At 68.1% G+C, this 15,702-nt stretch carries 14 protein-coding genes; 5 read left to right on the top strand and 9 right to left on the bottom strand.

Annotated elements, in window-relative coordinates:
• Positions 1–17: 17 nt before the first annotated feature.
• Both AC1MEM_RS15055 and AC1MEM_RS15050 read right to left on the bottom strand, forming a co-directional pair.
• Positions 18–935: a cupin-like domain-containing protein gene (locus tag AC1MEM_RS15055; protein WP_499471727.1), complete on the bottom strand. Its 918-nt coding sequence runs from the start codon at positions 933–935 to the stop codon at positions 18–20.
• An 83-nt stretch (positions 936–1,018) separates the two neighbouring features.
• Entirely contained in the window at positions 1,019–1,504 is a 486-nt protein-coding gene (locus AC1MEM_RS15050; RefSeq protein WP_499471725.1) for an Lrp/AsnC family transcriptional regulator, read from the bottom strand.
• Positions 1,505–1,579: 75 nt separating this feature from the next.
• On the opposite strand from AC1MEM_RS15050, the gene ilvB reads away from it, so the two are divergent.
• The gene (gene ilvB / locus AC1MEM_RS15045) at positions 1,580–3,358 is read left to right on the top strand and encodes a biosynthetic-type acetolactate synthase large subunit (protein WP_499471723.1); all 1,779 of its coding nucleotides are present in this window, start codon (positions 1,580–1,582) and stop codon (positions 3,356–3,358) included.
• A gap of 177 nt (positions 3,359–3,535) precedes the next feature.
• On the opposite strand, the gene AC1MEM_RS15040 is transcribed toward ilvB, so the two are convergent.
• Positions 3,536–6,076 carry a sensor domain-containing protein gene (locus tag AC1MEM_RS15040; protein WP_499471721.1) on the bottom strand — a complete coding sequence of 847 codons (2,541 nt, stop codon included), beginning with the start codon at positions 6,074–6,076 and terminating at the stop codon, positions 3,536–3,538.
• A 166-nt stretch (positions 6,077–6,242) separates the two neighbouring features.
• The gene (locus tag AC1MEM_RS15035) at positions 6,243–7,559 is read right to left on the bottom strand and encodes an MFS transporter (protein WP_499471719.1); all 1,317 of its coding nucleotides are present in this window, start codon (positions 7,557–7,559) and stop codon (positions 6,243–6,245) included.
• A 172-nt stretch (positions 7,560–7,731) separates the two neighbouring features.
• Here AC1MEM_RS15035 and AC1MEM_RS15030 point away from each other — a divergent pair, with 172 nt between their 5' ends.
• Positions 7,732–8,370 carry an NUDIX hydrolase gene (locus AC1MEM_RS15030; protein ID WP_499471717.1) on the top strand — a complete coding sequence of 213 codons (639 nt, stop codon included), beginning with the start codon at positions 7,732–7,734 and terminating at the stop codon, positions 8,368–8,370.
• Between the two features lie 14 nt (positions 8,371–8,384).
• Here the strand turns inward: AC1MEM_RS15030 and AC1MEM_RS15025 are convergent, their stop codons facing one another.
• From AC1MEM_RS15025 to AC1MEM_RS15015, 3 genes are all read right to left on the bottom strand, one after another.
• Positions 8,385–9,068, bottom strand: a complete 684-nt coding sequence (locus AC1MEM_RS15025) for an SOS response-associated peptidase (protein ID WP_499471715.1) — start codon at positions 9,066–9,068, stop codon at positions 8,385–8,387.
• Between the two features lie 21 nt (positions 9,069–9,089).
• Positions 9,090–9,389 (bottom strand): antibiotic biosynthesis monooxygenase family protein, encoded by a 300-nt coding sequence (locus AC1MEM_RS15020; protein WP_499471714.1) that lies wholly within the window; start codon positions 9,387–9,389, stop codon positions 9,090–9,092.
• A gap of 189 nt (positions 9,390–9,578) precedes the next feature.
• Positions 9,579–9,776, bottom strand: a complete 198-nt coding sequence (locus AC1MEM_RS15015; protein ID WP_499471712.1) for a hypothetical protein — start codon at positions 9,774–9,776, stop codon at positions 9,579–9,581.
• Positions 9,777–10,005: 229 nt separating this feature from the next.
• Here AC1MEM_RS15015 and AC1MEM_RS15010 point away from each other — a divergent pair, with 229 nt between their 5' ends.
• From AC1MEM_RS15010 to eutC, 3 genes are all read left to right on the top strand, one after another.
• Entirely contained in the window at positions 10,006–10,380 is a 375-nt protein-coding gene (locus AC1MEM_RS15010) for a group III truncated hemoglobin (RefSeq protein ID WP_499471710.1), read from the top strand.
• Between the two features lie 119 nt (positions 10,381–10,499).
• The gene (locus AC1MEM_RS15005) at positions 10,500–11,891 is read left to right on the top strand and encodes an ethanolamine ammonia-lyase subunit EutB (protein ID WP_499471708.1); all 1,392 of its coding nucleotides are present in this window, start codon (positions 10,500–10,502) and stop codon (positions 11,889–11,891) included.
• A 9-nt stretch (positions 11,892–11,900) separates the two neighbouring features.
• A complete protein-coding gene (gene eutC / locus AC1MEM_RS15000; RefSeq protein ID WP_499471706.1) occupies positions 11,901–12,713 on the top strand; it encodes an ethanolamine ammonia-lyase subunit EutC in 813 nt (270 codons plus the stop codon).
• Between the two features lie 64 nt (positions 12,714–12,777).
• On the opposite strand, the gene AC1MEM_RS14995 is transcribed toward eutC, so the two are convergent.
• Together AC1MEM_RS14995 and AC1MEM_RS14990 are read right to left on the bottom strand one after the other, a co-directional pair.
• On the bottom strand, positions 12,778–14,163 hold the full coding sequence (locus tag AC1MEM_RS14995) for a beta-barrel domain-containing protein (protein WP_499471704.1): 1,386 nt from the start codon (positions 14,161–14,163) through the stop codon (positions 12,778–12,780).
• Positions 14,160–15,656 (bottom strand): FHA domain-containing protein, encoded by a 1,497-nt coding sequence (locus AC1MEM_RS14990; protein ID WP_499471702.1) that lies wholly within the window; start codon positions 15,654–15,656, stop codon positions 14,160–14,162. Before AC1MEM_RS14990 ends, AC1MEM_RS14995 begins: the two co-directional genes overlap by 4 nt.
• Positions 15,657–15,702: the final 46 nt, after the last annotated feature.

Here is a 15,702-nt window from a genome sequence, read left to right as displayed (position 1 = left end):
ACCGTTGCGCAGCGTCGTCAGGAAGGATCGGCATCGAGCACCGCCGGCCTGGTGCGCGACCAGCGGTTCGAGGACAGCGAAAACGTCAGCGAGCGCACCTGGTGGAACCAGCCGGCCGGCACGTAGAGCATGTCGCCCGGACCGACGGTGCATTCGACCAGCGCCGCCTGGCGCGCCAGCGGGAAGCGCTCGAAGTCCGGCGCTTCCGGATCGAAGGGAGAACCGAACAGCAGCGCGTTCGCTTCACGCGGATAGAGGAATGCGTCGTGGTGCGGCGGCGCGAGGAAGATGCGTTTCGAACCCCAGACCTGGACAAAGATATTGTCGTCGTAGTCGGCGTGCAGCGGCGTCACCGTCCCTGCGGGGCCGAGCCAGAAGCGCGGCGGGCCGGGCTTCGTGAAATACGCGGGCCAGTGGCAGAAGCGGTTCAGTTCGCGCAGTTCGAGGTTGCCCAGGTACGGCGGCAGGCCCGCGGCGCCGGCTGCGGCGAGGTCGAGGTATTCGAGCATCGACATGTCCCGCATCGCGCGGTCGGCCGCGAAAGCGGTGTTCACGTAGTCGCCGACCCGGGCCCGCACCGGGAGCGCGCTGAAGCGCTCGCGCAGGGTCTGCGGCGTGAGCGCGGCGAGCGGCCAGTGGCTGGCCACGCCCGGCATCAGGAAGGGCAGGCCCGCGGCGGCGCGCTCACGGAAGGCAGCCGCGTCGAGCCGGCCGGTACGCGGGATGTCGGCCATCGACGGCAGCGCGCGTGCCGAGGCCTTGATCGCCTCGCGCATGGCATCGATCGAGTCGACGCCGCGCATTGCGGCATCCCTGTGCGCGCGGGCTTCCAGCCGTGCGCGCGCTTCCTCGCTCGTTGCCGCCACCAGGCGCGGCGGCAGGCGCCCCACGCTGGCCGCCGGTTCCGGCAGCGCCGGATCGTTCTTCTCTACCATGTACCCCGCCGCAATCCGCGATCGTTCCAAAGGCCGCGAGCATAGCGCATCGGCGTCCAATCTTCCAGCGCTCGCCCGCTACCTCAACTCGTCAATGGCGTGTCTTCCTTCTTCAGGGTGCGCAGCACGAAGCTCGACTTGCTGTGGCGGATGCCGGGAATCATGTAGAGCTGTTCGCGCAGCAGCCGTTCGTAGTCGCGCGTGTCCTTGACTGCGATCCGGATGAAGTAATCGTAGTCGCCCGAAATCAGGAAGGCTTCCAGGACTTCGGGAATCGACTGCAGCGCACGGCCGAATTCCTGCAGGGTCTCCTGGCTGTGGCTGCCCAGGGTCACCTGGACGATCACCGTGTCCTGGTAGCCGATCTGCGCCAGGTCGACCTTGACCGTATAGCCCTGGATCGCCCCCGCGTCCGTCATCCGCTTGATCCGGTTCCAGCACGAGGTGGTCGACAGGCCGACCGCCTTGCCGATCTCCTGCAGCGGCGTACGCGAGTCCTCGAGCAGGATGCGCAGGATGGCGAGATCCTGCTTGTCGAAAGATTTTCCGAATTCGTCCGTATTTTCCATAAGGTTTTCACTCAAAGAGGTAAATCGGCTGAAATTATGAAGCACTTTCACCCCGGCGGGCGATAAACTTTTCGCATGAACCATTCAGAATCCACTGCCCTGCTTCGGGCTGCCGAGGCGCCCGGCACGCTCACCGGCGCACAAGTCCTGTTGCGTACCTTGGTCGAAGCCGGCGTCGATACGGTGTTCGGCTATCCCGGCGGCGCCGTGCTGCCGCTCTACGACGCCTTGTACGGGGAGCCGCGCCTGCGCCATGTGCTGGTCCGGCACGAGCAGGCCGCGGTGCATGCCGCGCAGGGCTATGCCCGGTCGACCGGCAGGCTGGGCGTGGTCTTCGTCACCTCCGGGCCCGGCATCGCGAACACGACCTCGGGCCTGCTCGACGCGCTGTGCGACTCGATCCCGGTGCTGTGCATCAGCGGCCAGGTCGCGACCACCGCGATCGGGACGAACGCCTTCCAGGAATGCGACGCGCTCGGGATTTCGCGCAGCGTGACGAAGTGGAATGCGCAGGTCGCGGCCAGTGGCGAGGTCGCCGCGACCGTGCGCGAGGCCATCCGCCAGGCGATGCACGGCAGGCCGGGACCGGTGCTGGTCGACTTCCCGAAAAACATCCAGGCGCAGGAGGTGGCCGTGGATGCGGACGCGGCGTTCGCTGCCCGCGCCGAGCCTTGCCGCCGGGCCTGTGATGTCCCCGCCGACGCGGCGTTCGAGCAGGCCGCCGCGCTGATCGCCGCATCGACGCGTCCGGTCTTCTATGGCGGCGGCGGCCTGGTCAACTCCGGCGAGGCCGCATGCGCGCTGTTCGCGGACCTGGTGCGGGCGAAAGACGCGCCCTGCACCCTGACCCTGATGGGACTCGGCGCCTTTCCGGCATCCGATCCCCGCTGGCTCGGGATGCTGGGCATGCACGGGACGCTCGAGGCGAACCTGGCAATGCACGAGGCGGACCTCGTGGTCTGCGTCGGCGCGCGCTTCGATGACCGGGTCACGGGCCGGCTCGACCATTTTTGCCCGGATGCGCGCATCATCCACGTGGATATCGATCCGGCCTCGATCGGCAAGGTCGTGCCGGCCGACGTCGGGCTGGTGGGCGATTGCCATGCGGTGCTGTCCAGGCTCAAGCGCGCCTGCGACGCCATCCGCAGCGCGCCGCCCCCGTTGACGGCCTGGTGGCAGCGGATCGGGCACTGGCGCGCGCTGCGCTGCCTCGATTTTGCGCCTGCCGCGCCGGCGATCTCGCCGCAGGCGCTGATGCATGCGCTGGCGGTCCGGCTGGCGGGGAAGGACGCCATCGTTTCCACCGACGTCGGCCAGCACCAGATGTGGGCGGCCCAGTACCTGGGTTTCGACAAGCCGCGGCGCTGGCTGACCTCGGGCGGCGCGGGGACGATGGGATATGGCCTGCCGGCCGCGATCGGCGCCCAGGTCGCGCATCCTGGTCGCCTGGTGGCCTGCGTCAGCGGCGACGCCTCGATCCTGATGAATATCCAGGAGCTCGCCACGGCGGTGCAGCACCGCTGCCCGGTCAAGGTGATCCTGTCGAACAACGGCTGCATGGGCATGGTGCGCCAATGGCAGGAGCTGCACCACGGCGAGCGGTACAGCCACAGCTATGCGGAGGCGATGCCCGATTTCGTTGCCCTGGCCCGGGCCTTCGGCTGGCGCGCGCGCCGGGTCGAGGACAGCGGCGAACTCGATGCGGCGCTGGCGGAGTGCCTGGCCTCAAGCGGCCCCTTCCTGCTCGACGTCGCGGTCGAGCAAACGGAAAACTGCTTTCCCATGATCCCCTCCGGTCGCGGGCACCATGAAGTCATGCTGTCGAAAGGCCGCACCTGGGACGGCGCTGCATGAAGCGCGGCCCTGTGCGGGCGCGTATGGACACAGGAATCGTCACCGAGCGCGACCTGATGTTCAACGACTTTGCCGGTCCGGGCGGATCATTTGTAAAGAACTACTATTGCAGCCCGCTCAACGATATGGCCGGCGTCCAGCCGCCGATGAGCGCCGGGACGGGCAAGGGTCGGCGCACTAACGCGCGCACAGCAGCTGTTCGAAGGCCTCGGCGGGCATCGGCTGGTGGAAGTGGAAGCCCTGTCCATAGTCGCAGCCGGCATTGCGCAGCAGCAGCGCCGCCTGCTCGTCGCCGATCCCCTCGGAGATGACGCGCATGCCCAGCGTGTGGGCCATCGCGATGATGGTCTTGCAGAGCGCCAGCTGGCGGCTTCCGGCCTGGATGTCGCCGACGAAAGCGCGGTCGATTTTCAGGAACTCGAAGCGGTATTGCTGAAGGTAGGAGAGCGACGAATAACCGGTGCCGAAGTCGTCGAGGGCCAGCGCCAGGCCGCGCTCGTCGAGTTCGTGCAGCCGGTCTTCGACCGCGAGGTCATGCTGCAGGAGCGAACCTTCGGTGACTTCGACCACGACGGCATGGCGCGGCAGGCCCTGCGCCGTGTAGAAGTCCATGCAGCGCGCAAAGCTTTCTGCGCCTTTCGTGATCTGCAAGGGCGACACGTTGACGCTCACCTGGATATCGCGTCCCTCGGCCAGCACCCAGCGCGCGGTGTCCGCCACCGCGGTGCGGAAAGCCCATTCACCGATCTCGAAAATGAGGCCGGTCTCCTCGGCCAGCGGGATGAACTCGACCGGGCTGATCCAGCCGCGCTCGGGATGGCGCCAGCGCAGCAGCGCTTCCGCCTTGACGATCTTCCCGGTGTCCATCTCGACGATCGGCTGGTAGTGCAGCTGCAGCTCGCCGCGTCCGGCAGCCTGGCGCAGCTCGTCGCTGGTGCGGCGCCGCTCCTGGGCACGCGCCTGCATCGCCGGCGAGAAGTAGGCAAAGCGGTTGCGGCCCAGGTGCTTGGCCGCATACATCGCCTGGTCGGCGTGCTTCAGGAGGCTGTCGGCGTCGCCCGCGTCGCCGGGAAAGTGCGTGACCCCGATGCTGGCCGAGAGGTGCAGGGTTTCGCCCTCGATGTGGAAAGGCTGCGACATCGCCTCGATGATGCCCTGCGCGACGCGCTCGATCACCTGCGGGTCTTCATTGGCCTGGTCATGCAGGTCGACCAGCAGGACGGTGAACTCGTCGCCGCCGATCCGGGACACGGTGTCCGTGTCGCGCGTACAGCGCAGCAGGCGCTGGGCCGCTTCCTTGAGGAGCTCGTCGCCGGCCGGGTGTCCGAGCGTGTCGTTGACTTCCTTGAACTGGTCGAGGTCGATGTACAGCAGCGAGAACGCCGGGTGTTCGCCGCGATGGGTATTCCTGATCGCCTGGCGCAGGCGGTCGAGGAACAGGTGCCGGTTCGGCAGGCCGGTCAGGCTGTCGTAATTGGCCTGCCGCCAGAGCAGCTCCTCGTCTTTTTTGGCGCGGGTGATATCGCTGGCGATCTCGATGTAGTGGCGCACCGCGCCGTCGGCGAGCCTGACCGCGGTGACCGAGCGCTGCTCGGCGATCAGGTGCCCGTCCTTGTGCCGGCTCCAGACTTCGCCGCGCGAGTGGCCCCTCGCCAGGGCCTCGGAACGCAGCGCCTCGTGGGCGCATTCCCGCTCCATGTCCACGTTGTACAGGTCCGCCGTCTGGCCGATGATCTCTTCCTTGTCGTAGCCGCGCATGCGGGTGAACCCGGGGTTGACCATGATGATGCGCCCGGCCGCGTCCGAAATGGCGATTGAATCGCTGCTGTGCGCAAACACCAGCGAGGCGCGTTCCATCGCTTCCTCCGCCTCCCTGGCGCGGGTGATGTCGGAACAGGCGCCGAACACGCGGTCCACGCCGCCGCCCTTCCCCGGCACGGCGCGGCCCTGGCAGCGCAGCCAGACCCAGTGCCCGTACAGGTGGCGGATGCGCAGTTCGACCGAGAAGGTGGCCATGGCCCCGGAGCCGAGCTGCACCAGCGTCGCGCGCGCCAGCGGCACGTCGTCCGGATGCACGAGGCGCTGCAGCCTGCCGTCGTCGAACTCGAAGGAGTCGGACACGAAACCGAGGAGGTGGCGGCAGTGCTCCGACAGCGAGACCTGGTTGCTGCCGGCATGCCAGTCGAACGAACCGGAGCCGGACGCCTCGAGGGCCAGCCGCGAGCGTTCCTCCAGCTCGGCGAGCCTCTCTTGCGCCTGGGAGCGCTCGGTGACATCGTGGACAGTGCCGATCAGCGTTGTGCCGCTGCCATCGGCGGACGGCACCGGCGTCACCGTCACCTCGCCGATTTTTTTGCCCGTCGGGTAGTGCGAGACTTCATCCCAATGCACGCTGCTGCCGGTCTCGATGGCGTGCCGGTAGTTGGAATGCACGAGCGCGATCGATTCCGGCGGAATCACTTCCTCGATGAATTTACCCACGACCGCCGACGCCGGAATGCCGGTCGTGGCCTCGAACGCCGCGTTCACGTAGATGAACCGGTAGCGCTCCGGCAGCGTCACCTCGAGTACGAAAATGACGTCGCGGATACGGTGCTGGAGGAAGGAAAAGACGCCCGCTTCGATGCGCCCGGCCTGGCCGTGAGCGCCGGGAGCGCCAGGCTGGGCCGCCGCCGGGGAAGATGGGTCGCGGTCGCGTTCGTCATTTGGCAGAGTCATCGGCCTGGTCTGGCTGTAATTGGACGAGATGATGGCGCCGGCAAGTTCCGCTCGGCCGTCGCGCCCGTGGACCAAAGTGCTGATTATAATATACGCAACATCGTGGCGCGCAAAATGGGGATCCGTGCGCGGCGAACCGTGCGCGGCCAGGCGCGGCCTTTGACACTCACTCCAGTGCGCGGTTGCGCGACTCGACGTCGACGCACAGGATCGCCAGCGCGCCGATCGCGAGGAAGGCCGCTAGCATCCCGAGCGCCAGCGTGAACCGGGTCGCCATCACGGGCGCCACGATCATCGGCGCAAACAGGCCGCCGAAACGCGCGACGGCGCCCGCCATCCCCATCCCGCTGGCGCGCAGGTCGGTCGGATACACCTCGGGCGTGAACGCGTACAGCGCGCCCCAGGTGCCGAGCAGCGCAAAACTCATCAGCAAGGTCGATCCGACCACCAGCGCGGTGGCGCTGCCGAAGCTGTAGCACAGGCAGCCGGCGGCGCTCAGCAGCAGGAAGCCGACCAGGGTCGGTTTGCGCCCCCAGCGCTCGACGCCATAGGCCGCCAGCGCAAACCCCGGCAGCTGCACGAGTGCCAGCACGATCAGGAATTCCTGGCCGCGCATATAGCCGAAACCCTCGGCGCTGAGGCGCACCGGCAGGTAGACGAAGACGCCGTAATAGGCGATCGAGATCAGCGCCCAGGCCACGAGCAGCGCGACGCTCCTGCGCCGCAGCGCGCCGGAAAACAGCGCGCCCAGCGTACGATTGACAGGGAGCTCGGGGTGCAGCGCCGGGATCGTCACGCTGCGGCCGTTGACTTTGGCGATCCGCTCCAGCACCGCGCGCGCGCCCTCGGCATTCCCGCTGCGATTGAGGTACATCGGCGACTCGGGAATCGAGAGGCGCAAGACCACGCCGACCAGGGCCGGGATGCCGGTCACGAAAAAGATCGCGCGCCAGGCATCGTCACCCCAGCGCAGCGCCACCAGGGCCAGCACCGCCAGCAGGATCGTGCCGACCGCCCAGAACGATTCGAGCAGCACCAGCCAGCGCCCGCGCCGCTCGGCGGGCAAGAATTCGGCCATCATCGTGTAGTCGACCGGCAGCGTGCCGCCCACGCCGATGCCGGTCAGGAAGCGCAGCGCGAGCAGCCAGGCAAAGTCGGGCGCGAACGCGGACGCCACGCCGAAGCAGGCGTCGATCACGACTGCCGCCATCAGCACCGGCCGCCGTCCGATGCGGTCGGCCAGGCGGCCGAAGACAAAGGCGCCGACCAGCATCCCGACGAAGAACAGGGTGCCGGTTTCGAGGGCGCGCGGCATCGCGATCCCGAAGGTCTTCGCAATCGATGGCGCGCTGAAGCCGATCGACAGCACCTGCATGGCGTCGGCCATCCAGACCAGCCCGAAAATCAGGAACAGGCGATACTGGAACTTGCCGACGCCGGCCAGCTGGATGCCTTGCTCCACTGTGGTGGGCGAGGTGGACATTGTTTGCCTCCGAATCTGAAGAATCTCAATCATGTTGTTGTGTGGAGCAGCCTGCCGCGCCCAGTGCGCCGGAACGACCCGCCGCGAACCGTGCAATGGGAGACGCAGTCTCACAAAAGCTTGTGCAACGGGCGCCAGGCATGGATGATCCTCTTTTTACCGCGAACCGACCATGCCGACCTGCCACCCCTGTTTCAATGACCACGGACAGCCCGTCGTCCTCCATACCCCGTCCACGCCCACGCCCCTGGCGCACTGGGACGACGCCACGCAGATCGCGACCGTCGTTCCGGGCGGCGCCCTCCCCCCGGTGCTGAACGGTATTCCACTCGCCCCCTGGGACGAAGCACCCGACACCACGCAGGGCTGGAGCGCATGTGCCGCCTACCCGGCGCTGGAAGAGCCGCCCTTCGTTCTCCCGCCCGGCCTGGCGCCGGCGGCCGGCGTCGTTATCCTGGAAGACGACGGGCGCGTGTGGCTGGTGGCGCCGTCGAACGGTTTCGGCGGCTACGCGGCGACCTTCCCGAAAGGCCGGGTCGACGCCGGCACCAGCCTGCCCTGCGCCGCCGTGCGCGAAGCCTTCGAGGAGTCGGGCCTGCAGGTGCGGATCATCGGCTTCCTGGCCGATGCGAAGCGCACGCTGACCTTCACCCGCTACTACCTCGCGCGCCGCAGCGGCGGCAGCCCGGCCCGCATGGGGTGGGAGTCGCAGGCCGTCCACCTGGTGCCGCCGGGGCGCCTGCGCGAAGTCGCCGTGCATCCGAACGACGTGCCGGTGATCCAGGCGCTCGAGCGCTGGCTCGGGGCCTGAATCGCGGCCCCGACTCAGAACAGTTCGAGGTTGGGCGACGCTGCGGCTGCCTTGCGCGGCGCGGAAGGCGCCGGCCAGTCGCGCATGCGCGCCGCCGGATAATGCCGCAGGAAGCTGCGCGCCCTCTCCGTATCGGTACACACGAGCCAGTCGCCGACGTCCTCGCGCGGGACGATGACGAGCGACCGCTTCTCGTCGTCCGGCTTGTGCATGCGGCCCATCAGCGCGTGCCCGTCGGCGTTGATGGTGATCTGGGTGAACGATGACGCAACCGTGCCGTCGGGCTCCGGCCAGTCCCGCCACAGGCCGGCGACGAAGAACAGCGACTCGTCGGCCATCCCGATCGCATGCCGCACGGCGCGCCCGCTCTCGTAACAAGGCTCGTAGAACCAGGCCATCGGCACCGCGCACAGCTGCAGCCGGCGCCAGGCCAGGGCAAACGAGCGGCGTTCTCCCAGCGACTCGGCGCGCGCATTCATGGTGTCGAAAGGTTTGATTTCGGGCGGGATCTGGCGCCGCGGGACCATGCCGTAACTGGCGAGGCAGGCCGCCGGGCGGCCATCGGCACCCGCACGCAGGATCGGGGCGGCGTAATCCTTCCAGGTCTCTTCCGGCCAGCGCCAGTCGGCCGGCAAATCGCTGAAGGCGCCGAGCGTGCCGAATTGTTCGGGCGTGGGAGGACGGTAGTTGACGCACATGGTGCCTGGTGCTCGCGCGGCTCAGAAGCCTTCGAATACGGTGTCGAGGTGGGTGACGTTCGGCGCGCCGTCGAAGCAGTGGCCGACCAGGCGGCGCCACTCCTGGAAGTCCTCGCTGCCGCGGAAGTGGACGTTATGGTCTTCGACCGTCTGCCAGCGCACCAGCAGGCGGTAGGCCTGCGGATTCTCGATGCCGCGCTGGAGCTGCATGCCGGCGCAGCCACGGGCGCGCTGGAACAGGGGCGTTGCCTGGCGCACGCCGGCTTCGAATTCGGCTTCCATGCCGGGCTTGATCAGGAGTTCTGCGCTTTCGAGGACCATTGTTTTTCCTTTTGCCGGGATCGAGGATGCGCAGTGCTTGCGCCCGGGAGCGATTATGCCATGGGTCATCCGGGGCCGGGACTGCAGGCGATTCCTCCAGCGGTGGCGGCTCCTGACGGAACAACGAAAAAGGCGCCCGAGGGCGCCCTTTGTCCTGGCAGCGGAGGCGCGCACGCCCCTCCGGCAGTATTATTGCGCGCGGGCCGCTTTCGACAGCACGCGGACTGCCGCCGGGCTGACCGAGTCGCTGCGGCCGGCTGCGCGATACAGGCGCCAGATGTCGCTGGTGTCGACGTCGCTCGCGAAGAACAGTGGTGTGAACAGTTTGTTCACGCCGTTGATGATGGATTGCAGCGGGGACGATGGGAGCGATAGCGTAGTAGACATGGGAGACCTCTTCATATGTTCGTTACCCCTAAGTATCGGCTCTTTGAGATAAAAATCAAATTGCATGTTCGAATGATCGTCATTCGCAAACCGCATAACCCCTATGAGAACGCCCGCTTCCCGATCATCTCCGAGGAGCATTAAATCTGCCACAATGGCGTCGTGGGCCCGCCTCGGCCTCACGCGCCGGCAGCCACCGGGCATCCTTCTCCTTGACATAACGATCTCCATGTACTCTGAACTGAACCGCGCTTCGATCACCATCCTGGTCAACGATTTCTATACCGATATCCGGCGCGACAGCCTGCTGCAGCCGGTGTTCGACGGCGCCATCGGCAGCGATTGGGAACCGCATCTCGGGCGCATGGTTGACTTCTGGTGTTCCGTCATGCTGGCCAGCGGCGAGTTCAAGGGGAACGTGTTCGGCAAGCACATGGCGCTGCAAGGCATCGAACCGGAATTTTTCCGGCGCTGGCTGGGCCTGTTCGAGACCCATGTGCGGCGATTGTTCCAGCGCGCGGTGGCCGAGGAATTCCTGCTGGCGGCGCGGCGCATCGCCGCCAGCCTGCAATACGGCTTCTTCGGGCGCGTCGAGGTGACCTGAAACGGCGATGTGGGCAGGGGAACGTAAATGTGGCAGGATCACCGCTGATGCCGCGCTGATGCCGCATTGAAGCAGCCTTCCCGATGCACCGTTATGGTGTAACTACAGCGGAGCGAGCCATGAGCCAGATATCCCATCAAGTCGGCAGCCGCACCTACACCTTCGCTGGCCTGCGCGAAGTGCTGGCCAAGGCTTCCCCCGCGCGCTCCGGCGACTGCCTGGCGGGTGTGGCGGCGGGCAGTGCGGAAGAACGCGTGGCCGCGCAGATGGCGCTGGCCGACCTGCCTTTGACGACCTTCCTGAACGAGGCGGTGGTGCCTTACGAGACCGACGAGGTCACGCGCCTGATCGTTGACGGGCACGATGCTGCAGCATTTGCATCGATCCGCCACCTCACCGTCGGCGGCTTGCGCGACTGGCTGCTCGGCGACGAGGCCGACGCGGCGCTGCTCGCCCGGACCGCGCCGGGCATCACGCCCGAGATGGCGGCCGCCGTGTCGAAAATCATGCGCATCCAGGACCTGGTGCTGGTCGCCCGCAAGTGCCGGGTCGTCACCCGCTTTCGCAATACGATCGGCCTGGCCGGCACGCTCTCGACCCGCCTGCAGCCGAACCACCCGGTCGATGACGTCTCCGGCATCGCGGCCAGCCTGTTCGACGGCCTGATGTATGGCTGCGGCGACGCCGTCATCGGCATCAACCCGGCCACCGATAATGTCGCGCAGGTGGTCAGGCTGGTCACGATGCTGGGCGAGATCATCGACCGCTATGCGATCCCGACCCAGTCCTGCGTGCTGACCCACGTGACCAACACCCTCGCCGCGATCGAACGCGGCGCGCCGGTCGACCTCGTGTTCCAGTCGATCGCCGGCACCCAGGCGGCCAACGCCAGCTTCGGCATCGACCTCGCGCTGCTGAAGGAGGCCCGCGCGGCGGCCCTGTCGCTGGGTCGCGGCACGCTGGGGGAAAACCTGATGTACTTCGAGACCGGCCAGGGCAGCGCACTGTCGGCCAACGCCCACCACGGCCTCGACCAGCAGACCTGCGAGGCGCGGGCCTACGCCGTGGCGCGTGCCTTCCAGCCGCTGCTGGTCAATTCCGTGGTCGGCTTCATGGGGCCCGAATACCTGTACGACGGCAAGCAGATCACGCGCGCCGGCCTGGAGGACCACTTCTGCGCCAAGCTGCTGGGACTGCCGATGGGCGTCGATGCCTGCTACACCAACCACGCTGAAGCCGACCAGGACGACATGGACGTGCTCCTGACGATGCTGGGCGCAGCCGGCTGCAGCTTCGTGATGGGCGTGCCCGGCGCGGACGACATCATGCTGAACTACCAGACGACCTCCTTCCACGACGCCCTGTATGCACGCCGTGCGCTCGGCCTGCAGCCGGCGCCGGAGTTTCTCGCCTGGCTGCGCGGCATGGGCATTTTCAGCGGCGACGGCGAGGTCACGCTCGGCCGCTCGCTGCCGGCGCCCTTCCAGCGCGCGCTGGCGCAACTGTCCTGAGGAGGCTGCATGTCGGATCCCAGCACGAACTTGGACCCCGGCGCCGATCCCTGGCAGGCGCTGCGCCGGTTCACGACCGCCCGCATCGCGCTCGGGCATACCGGCGTCAGTCAACCGACAGCCGCCCAGCTCGACTTCCAGCTGGCCCATGCCCGCGCGCGCGACGCCGTGCACCAGGCGCTCGACAGCGCCAGCCTGGCGCAGGCACTCGCGGCGGCCTGGCCGGCGGCGTCCCCCGCCCTGCTGCTGCACAGCGCGGCCGAAACCCGCAACGTGTATTTGCAGCGGCCCGATCTCGGCCGCAGGCTGGACGCGCCATCGCGCGCGCTGCTGCCGGCCCGGGGCGGCCCAGGTCCCTGCGATCTCGCCATCGTGGTCGCGGATGGCTTGTCCGCCCGCGCCGTCGTGCAGAACGCCGCGCCCCTGCTGCAGGCGCTGCACGCACGGCTGGCGATGGAAACGTGGGCGCTCGCGCCCCTGGCGATCGTCGAGCAGGGCCGCGTGGCCGTCGGCGACGAGGTCGGCGAGCTGCTGGGCGCGCAGCTGGTCGTGGTGCTGATCGGCGAGCGTCCGGGCCTGAGTTCGCCCGACAGCATGGGCTTGTACCTCACCTGGGCGCCGCGCGTCGGCCTGACCGACGAGCGCCGCAACTGCATTTCGAACGTACGGCCTGCGGGGCTGGGTTATGAAGATGCGGCGGGCAAACTGCACTACCTGCTGGGCGAGGCGCGCAGCCGGCAGCTGAGCGGCGTCGGGCTCAAGGATGAGACGGCCGGCGCGGAGGTGGTGGCCGATGGTGGCCAGCGTCCTTTTTTGCTTTAGCTCGCGGAACGGTCGAACGCTACCCGAAGGGGCCGGATCACGCCTTATTGACCGGCATTGGATCTCATCCGCCGATATCCCTGAACGGATCCAGCGCCAGGTCGATCATCCGCCGCTCGCGTACGACAATCTCCGCCACCGCCGTCATCCCGTAGCGCAGCGGGTACGTCGTCTCGCCCACCCTGTATTCGGTCCGGTCGAGCGACACGCGCCCCTCGTACACCGGCTGCTTCGTCGCGAGCGAGGGCTTGGTCGCCGGCGAGATGAATTGCAGGGTGCCGCGGATCAGTCCATAGCGCTGGTAGGGGAAGGCGTTGAACTTCAGCTGCACCGGCAACCCCTCGCGCAGGAAGCCGCGGTCGTGCTCCGCGATCTCGATCTTCAGGATCGGCTTCGCGTCCTTCGGCGCGATGCCGCCCAGGGGCGCGTTGGCCTGGATCTTGTCGCCGGGCTGGGTCGAGGTCACGTCGGTGATCACGCCGTCGACCGGCGCAACAATGCGCAGGAAGTTTTCCTTGTCGATGTTTTCAAAACGGATGCGCGCCGCCGCATCGGCGACCAGGCGCGCGGTCTGCACCTGCAGCCGCAGCTTGTCTTCGGCGTTCGCCACCTCCCGGTCGGCGGAGGCCGACTGCAGGCGCAGCTTGTCGAGCTGCTGGCCGCTGGTTTCCAGTTCCGACCTGGCCTGGGTCGATTCGATGCCCTGCCTGGCCGCCAGCTCGGTCGTACGTGCCTGCGCCACGCGCAGGGCGTTGTCCGCCGCCTGCAGCGCGTTTTTCTTGCTTTCCACCTGCAGCTGCGACACGCCGCCGCCGCCGGGCAGGGCGAACAGCCGCGCATACTTGTCGGCCTCGTCCTTCGCGGCGTCGCGCGCGCGCCGGGCGTCCTCGACATTCGTGCGCGCTTCCTGCTGCTGCGCGCTCTGGCCCTGCGCCAGCCTGGTGGTGCCCTCCTGCAGCCGGCGCTGGTGCTGGCGTTCCTCGACGGCGGCCGCTTCCTTCAGGGCGGCGGCGTTGCGTTCCAATAGCGCTTTCTTTTCGGGGAATTCCTTCCACTCGCGCTCGGCGTCCTCGAGCTTCAGGCGCGCCTCGAGGGCATTCCTGGCCGCCTCGATCGCGCCGCGTGCGTAGATGCGCGCGACGACATCGCCCGCCTTTACCGGCTGGCCCTCGGCGATGTAGATGTTCGACAGTTCGCCGTCGATCGGGGCGTACAGCCGGCGCACTTCGGACGCGGGGGCAAGGGTGCCGTTGGCCGTCACCAGCACGTCGGCGTGGCCGAAAAAGGACCAGACCAGGCCCGCCACGACCAGCCCGACCATGCCGTAGACCAGCGCCTGGGTGAAGCGCCAGGGATCGGCGGTGAGGATCGAAATGCCTTCGGCGCTATGTTCTTCGAGCGCCTCGGAGAGCGGCGTCAGGGCCTGCGGCTTGATCCAGTCTCGTTTCATGAGCCGCCCCTTGCGAGCGCGAGCCGGCGCAGGTCGCTCAGCGCATCGGCGTAGGCGTCGCGGAAAGCCGGCACGTGGGCGGAGATGGCCTCGAAGGCGCGCTGGTGCGCTTCGTTCTGGTCTTCCCATCCCTTGAGCAGGCGCGCGATCCGGTCGCCATCAGCGGCGTTGCGTACCGGCGCCTGCGCCCCACCCCGGCCCGCCACGAAGGTTTCCAGCGCGACAATCCAGTCGAGCTCGTCGAGCAGGGGCGCGAGCTCGGCGTTGTTTCGAGCATGGCGGCGCATCGCGGAGAGCTGTTGCGCCGCTTGTTCGAAGCGACCCGCCTTGAGCGCAGCCATCCAGGCCGGCAGGTTCGCCTTGAGCAGTGCTTCCGTACCGAGCGACATGAGCCGGGTGTCGCCGGGGTCGCTCGCCAATGCCTCATCGGCCCTCGCCGCGGCCTGCGCATATGCCCCGCCGTCGAGCAGCCGCTCGACGTCGCGCTCGGAGCGATTGATGCCGTATATCGCCCACGCCAGCACGATGACCGGCGCCAGTGCCAGCAGCCCCCGGCGCCGCCAGCGCCGCAGGTCCGGCTGTCCCTCCCCTCCGAAGGCCGCGTACAGCCCGGAGAACATGGCCGCGGCCCTGCCCTGGGGCGCCTGCGTATCGTCCCGCGCCACGGGCGCAGCCGCCGCCGGGTCGCCCGGCGCATCGGCGGCGGGGGCCGCGTCGACGCAGAAAATATCGAGGAAGGAATCGGCCGCCGCGACGAAGGTGGTGCGGTCCGCGTCCAGCGCCGGCGCGGCGCCGACCGTGCCGATGCGCGTGAGCGTCGGGTCGCGCGGGGCCGCTTCCCACTGCAGCGCGAGCCGGTAGACGAAGTGGCGCCCGCCGAAGGCGAGGACGTCGCCCTCGTGCAGCGCGACCGCGTGCTCATCGAGACGAACGCCGTTGACGAAGGTACCGTTGGTGCTGCCCAGGTCCTCGATGTGCAGGTCGCCGCCCTTGAGGAAGATGTGCGCGTGACGGCGCGACAGGTAGTTCAGCTGCAGCGGCTCCGCGTCCTTGTAGCGCGCGAAGGTGTCGTCGGCCTTGCTGACCATGAAGGGAAACTCGCTGACGACGATCGGCTGCAGGCCGGCTTGCGCATCTTCCGGCACCAGGACCAGGCTGGCCAGCCTGGCATGCGCAGGCTGCAGCGCCGCACTTTCGAATTGCACGCGGTAGGCGAGCGTCGTGCCGAGGCCAAGCACGTCGCCGTCCTGCAGCGCGGTGATTCCCGGCCGGACCGAAAGGCCGTTGACGGTGCTGCCGTTCTTGCTGCCAAGCTCGGCAAAATAGACGGCGCCATGCTCGCAGAAGATGCGCGCGTGACGGCGCGACAGGCCGGCGGCCAGCCCCGGAGGATAAGCGTCGAATGGCGCTTCGGTGCGGCCGATCGCGAACAGGCTGTCGTGGATCTGGATGGGTTCGAGCTCGGGATGCGACACCGGCGCAAGCACGATCATGCGCCGGCCTGCATGCGGGGGGTGCGCAGCGGCGGGCATGGCAGCC

This window comes from Telluria sp. AIW5, from assembly GCF_056680575.1.
Note: the sequence above shows the minus strand (reverse complement) of the source record. Positions and strands in the feature narration are given on the sequence as shown.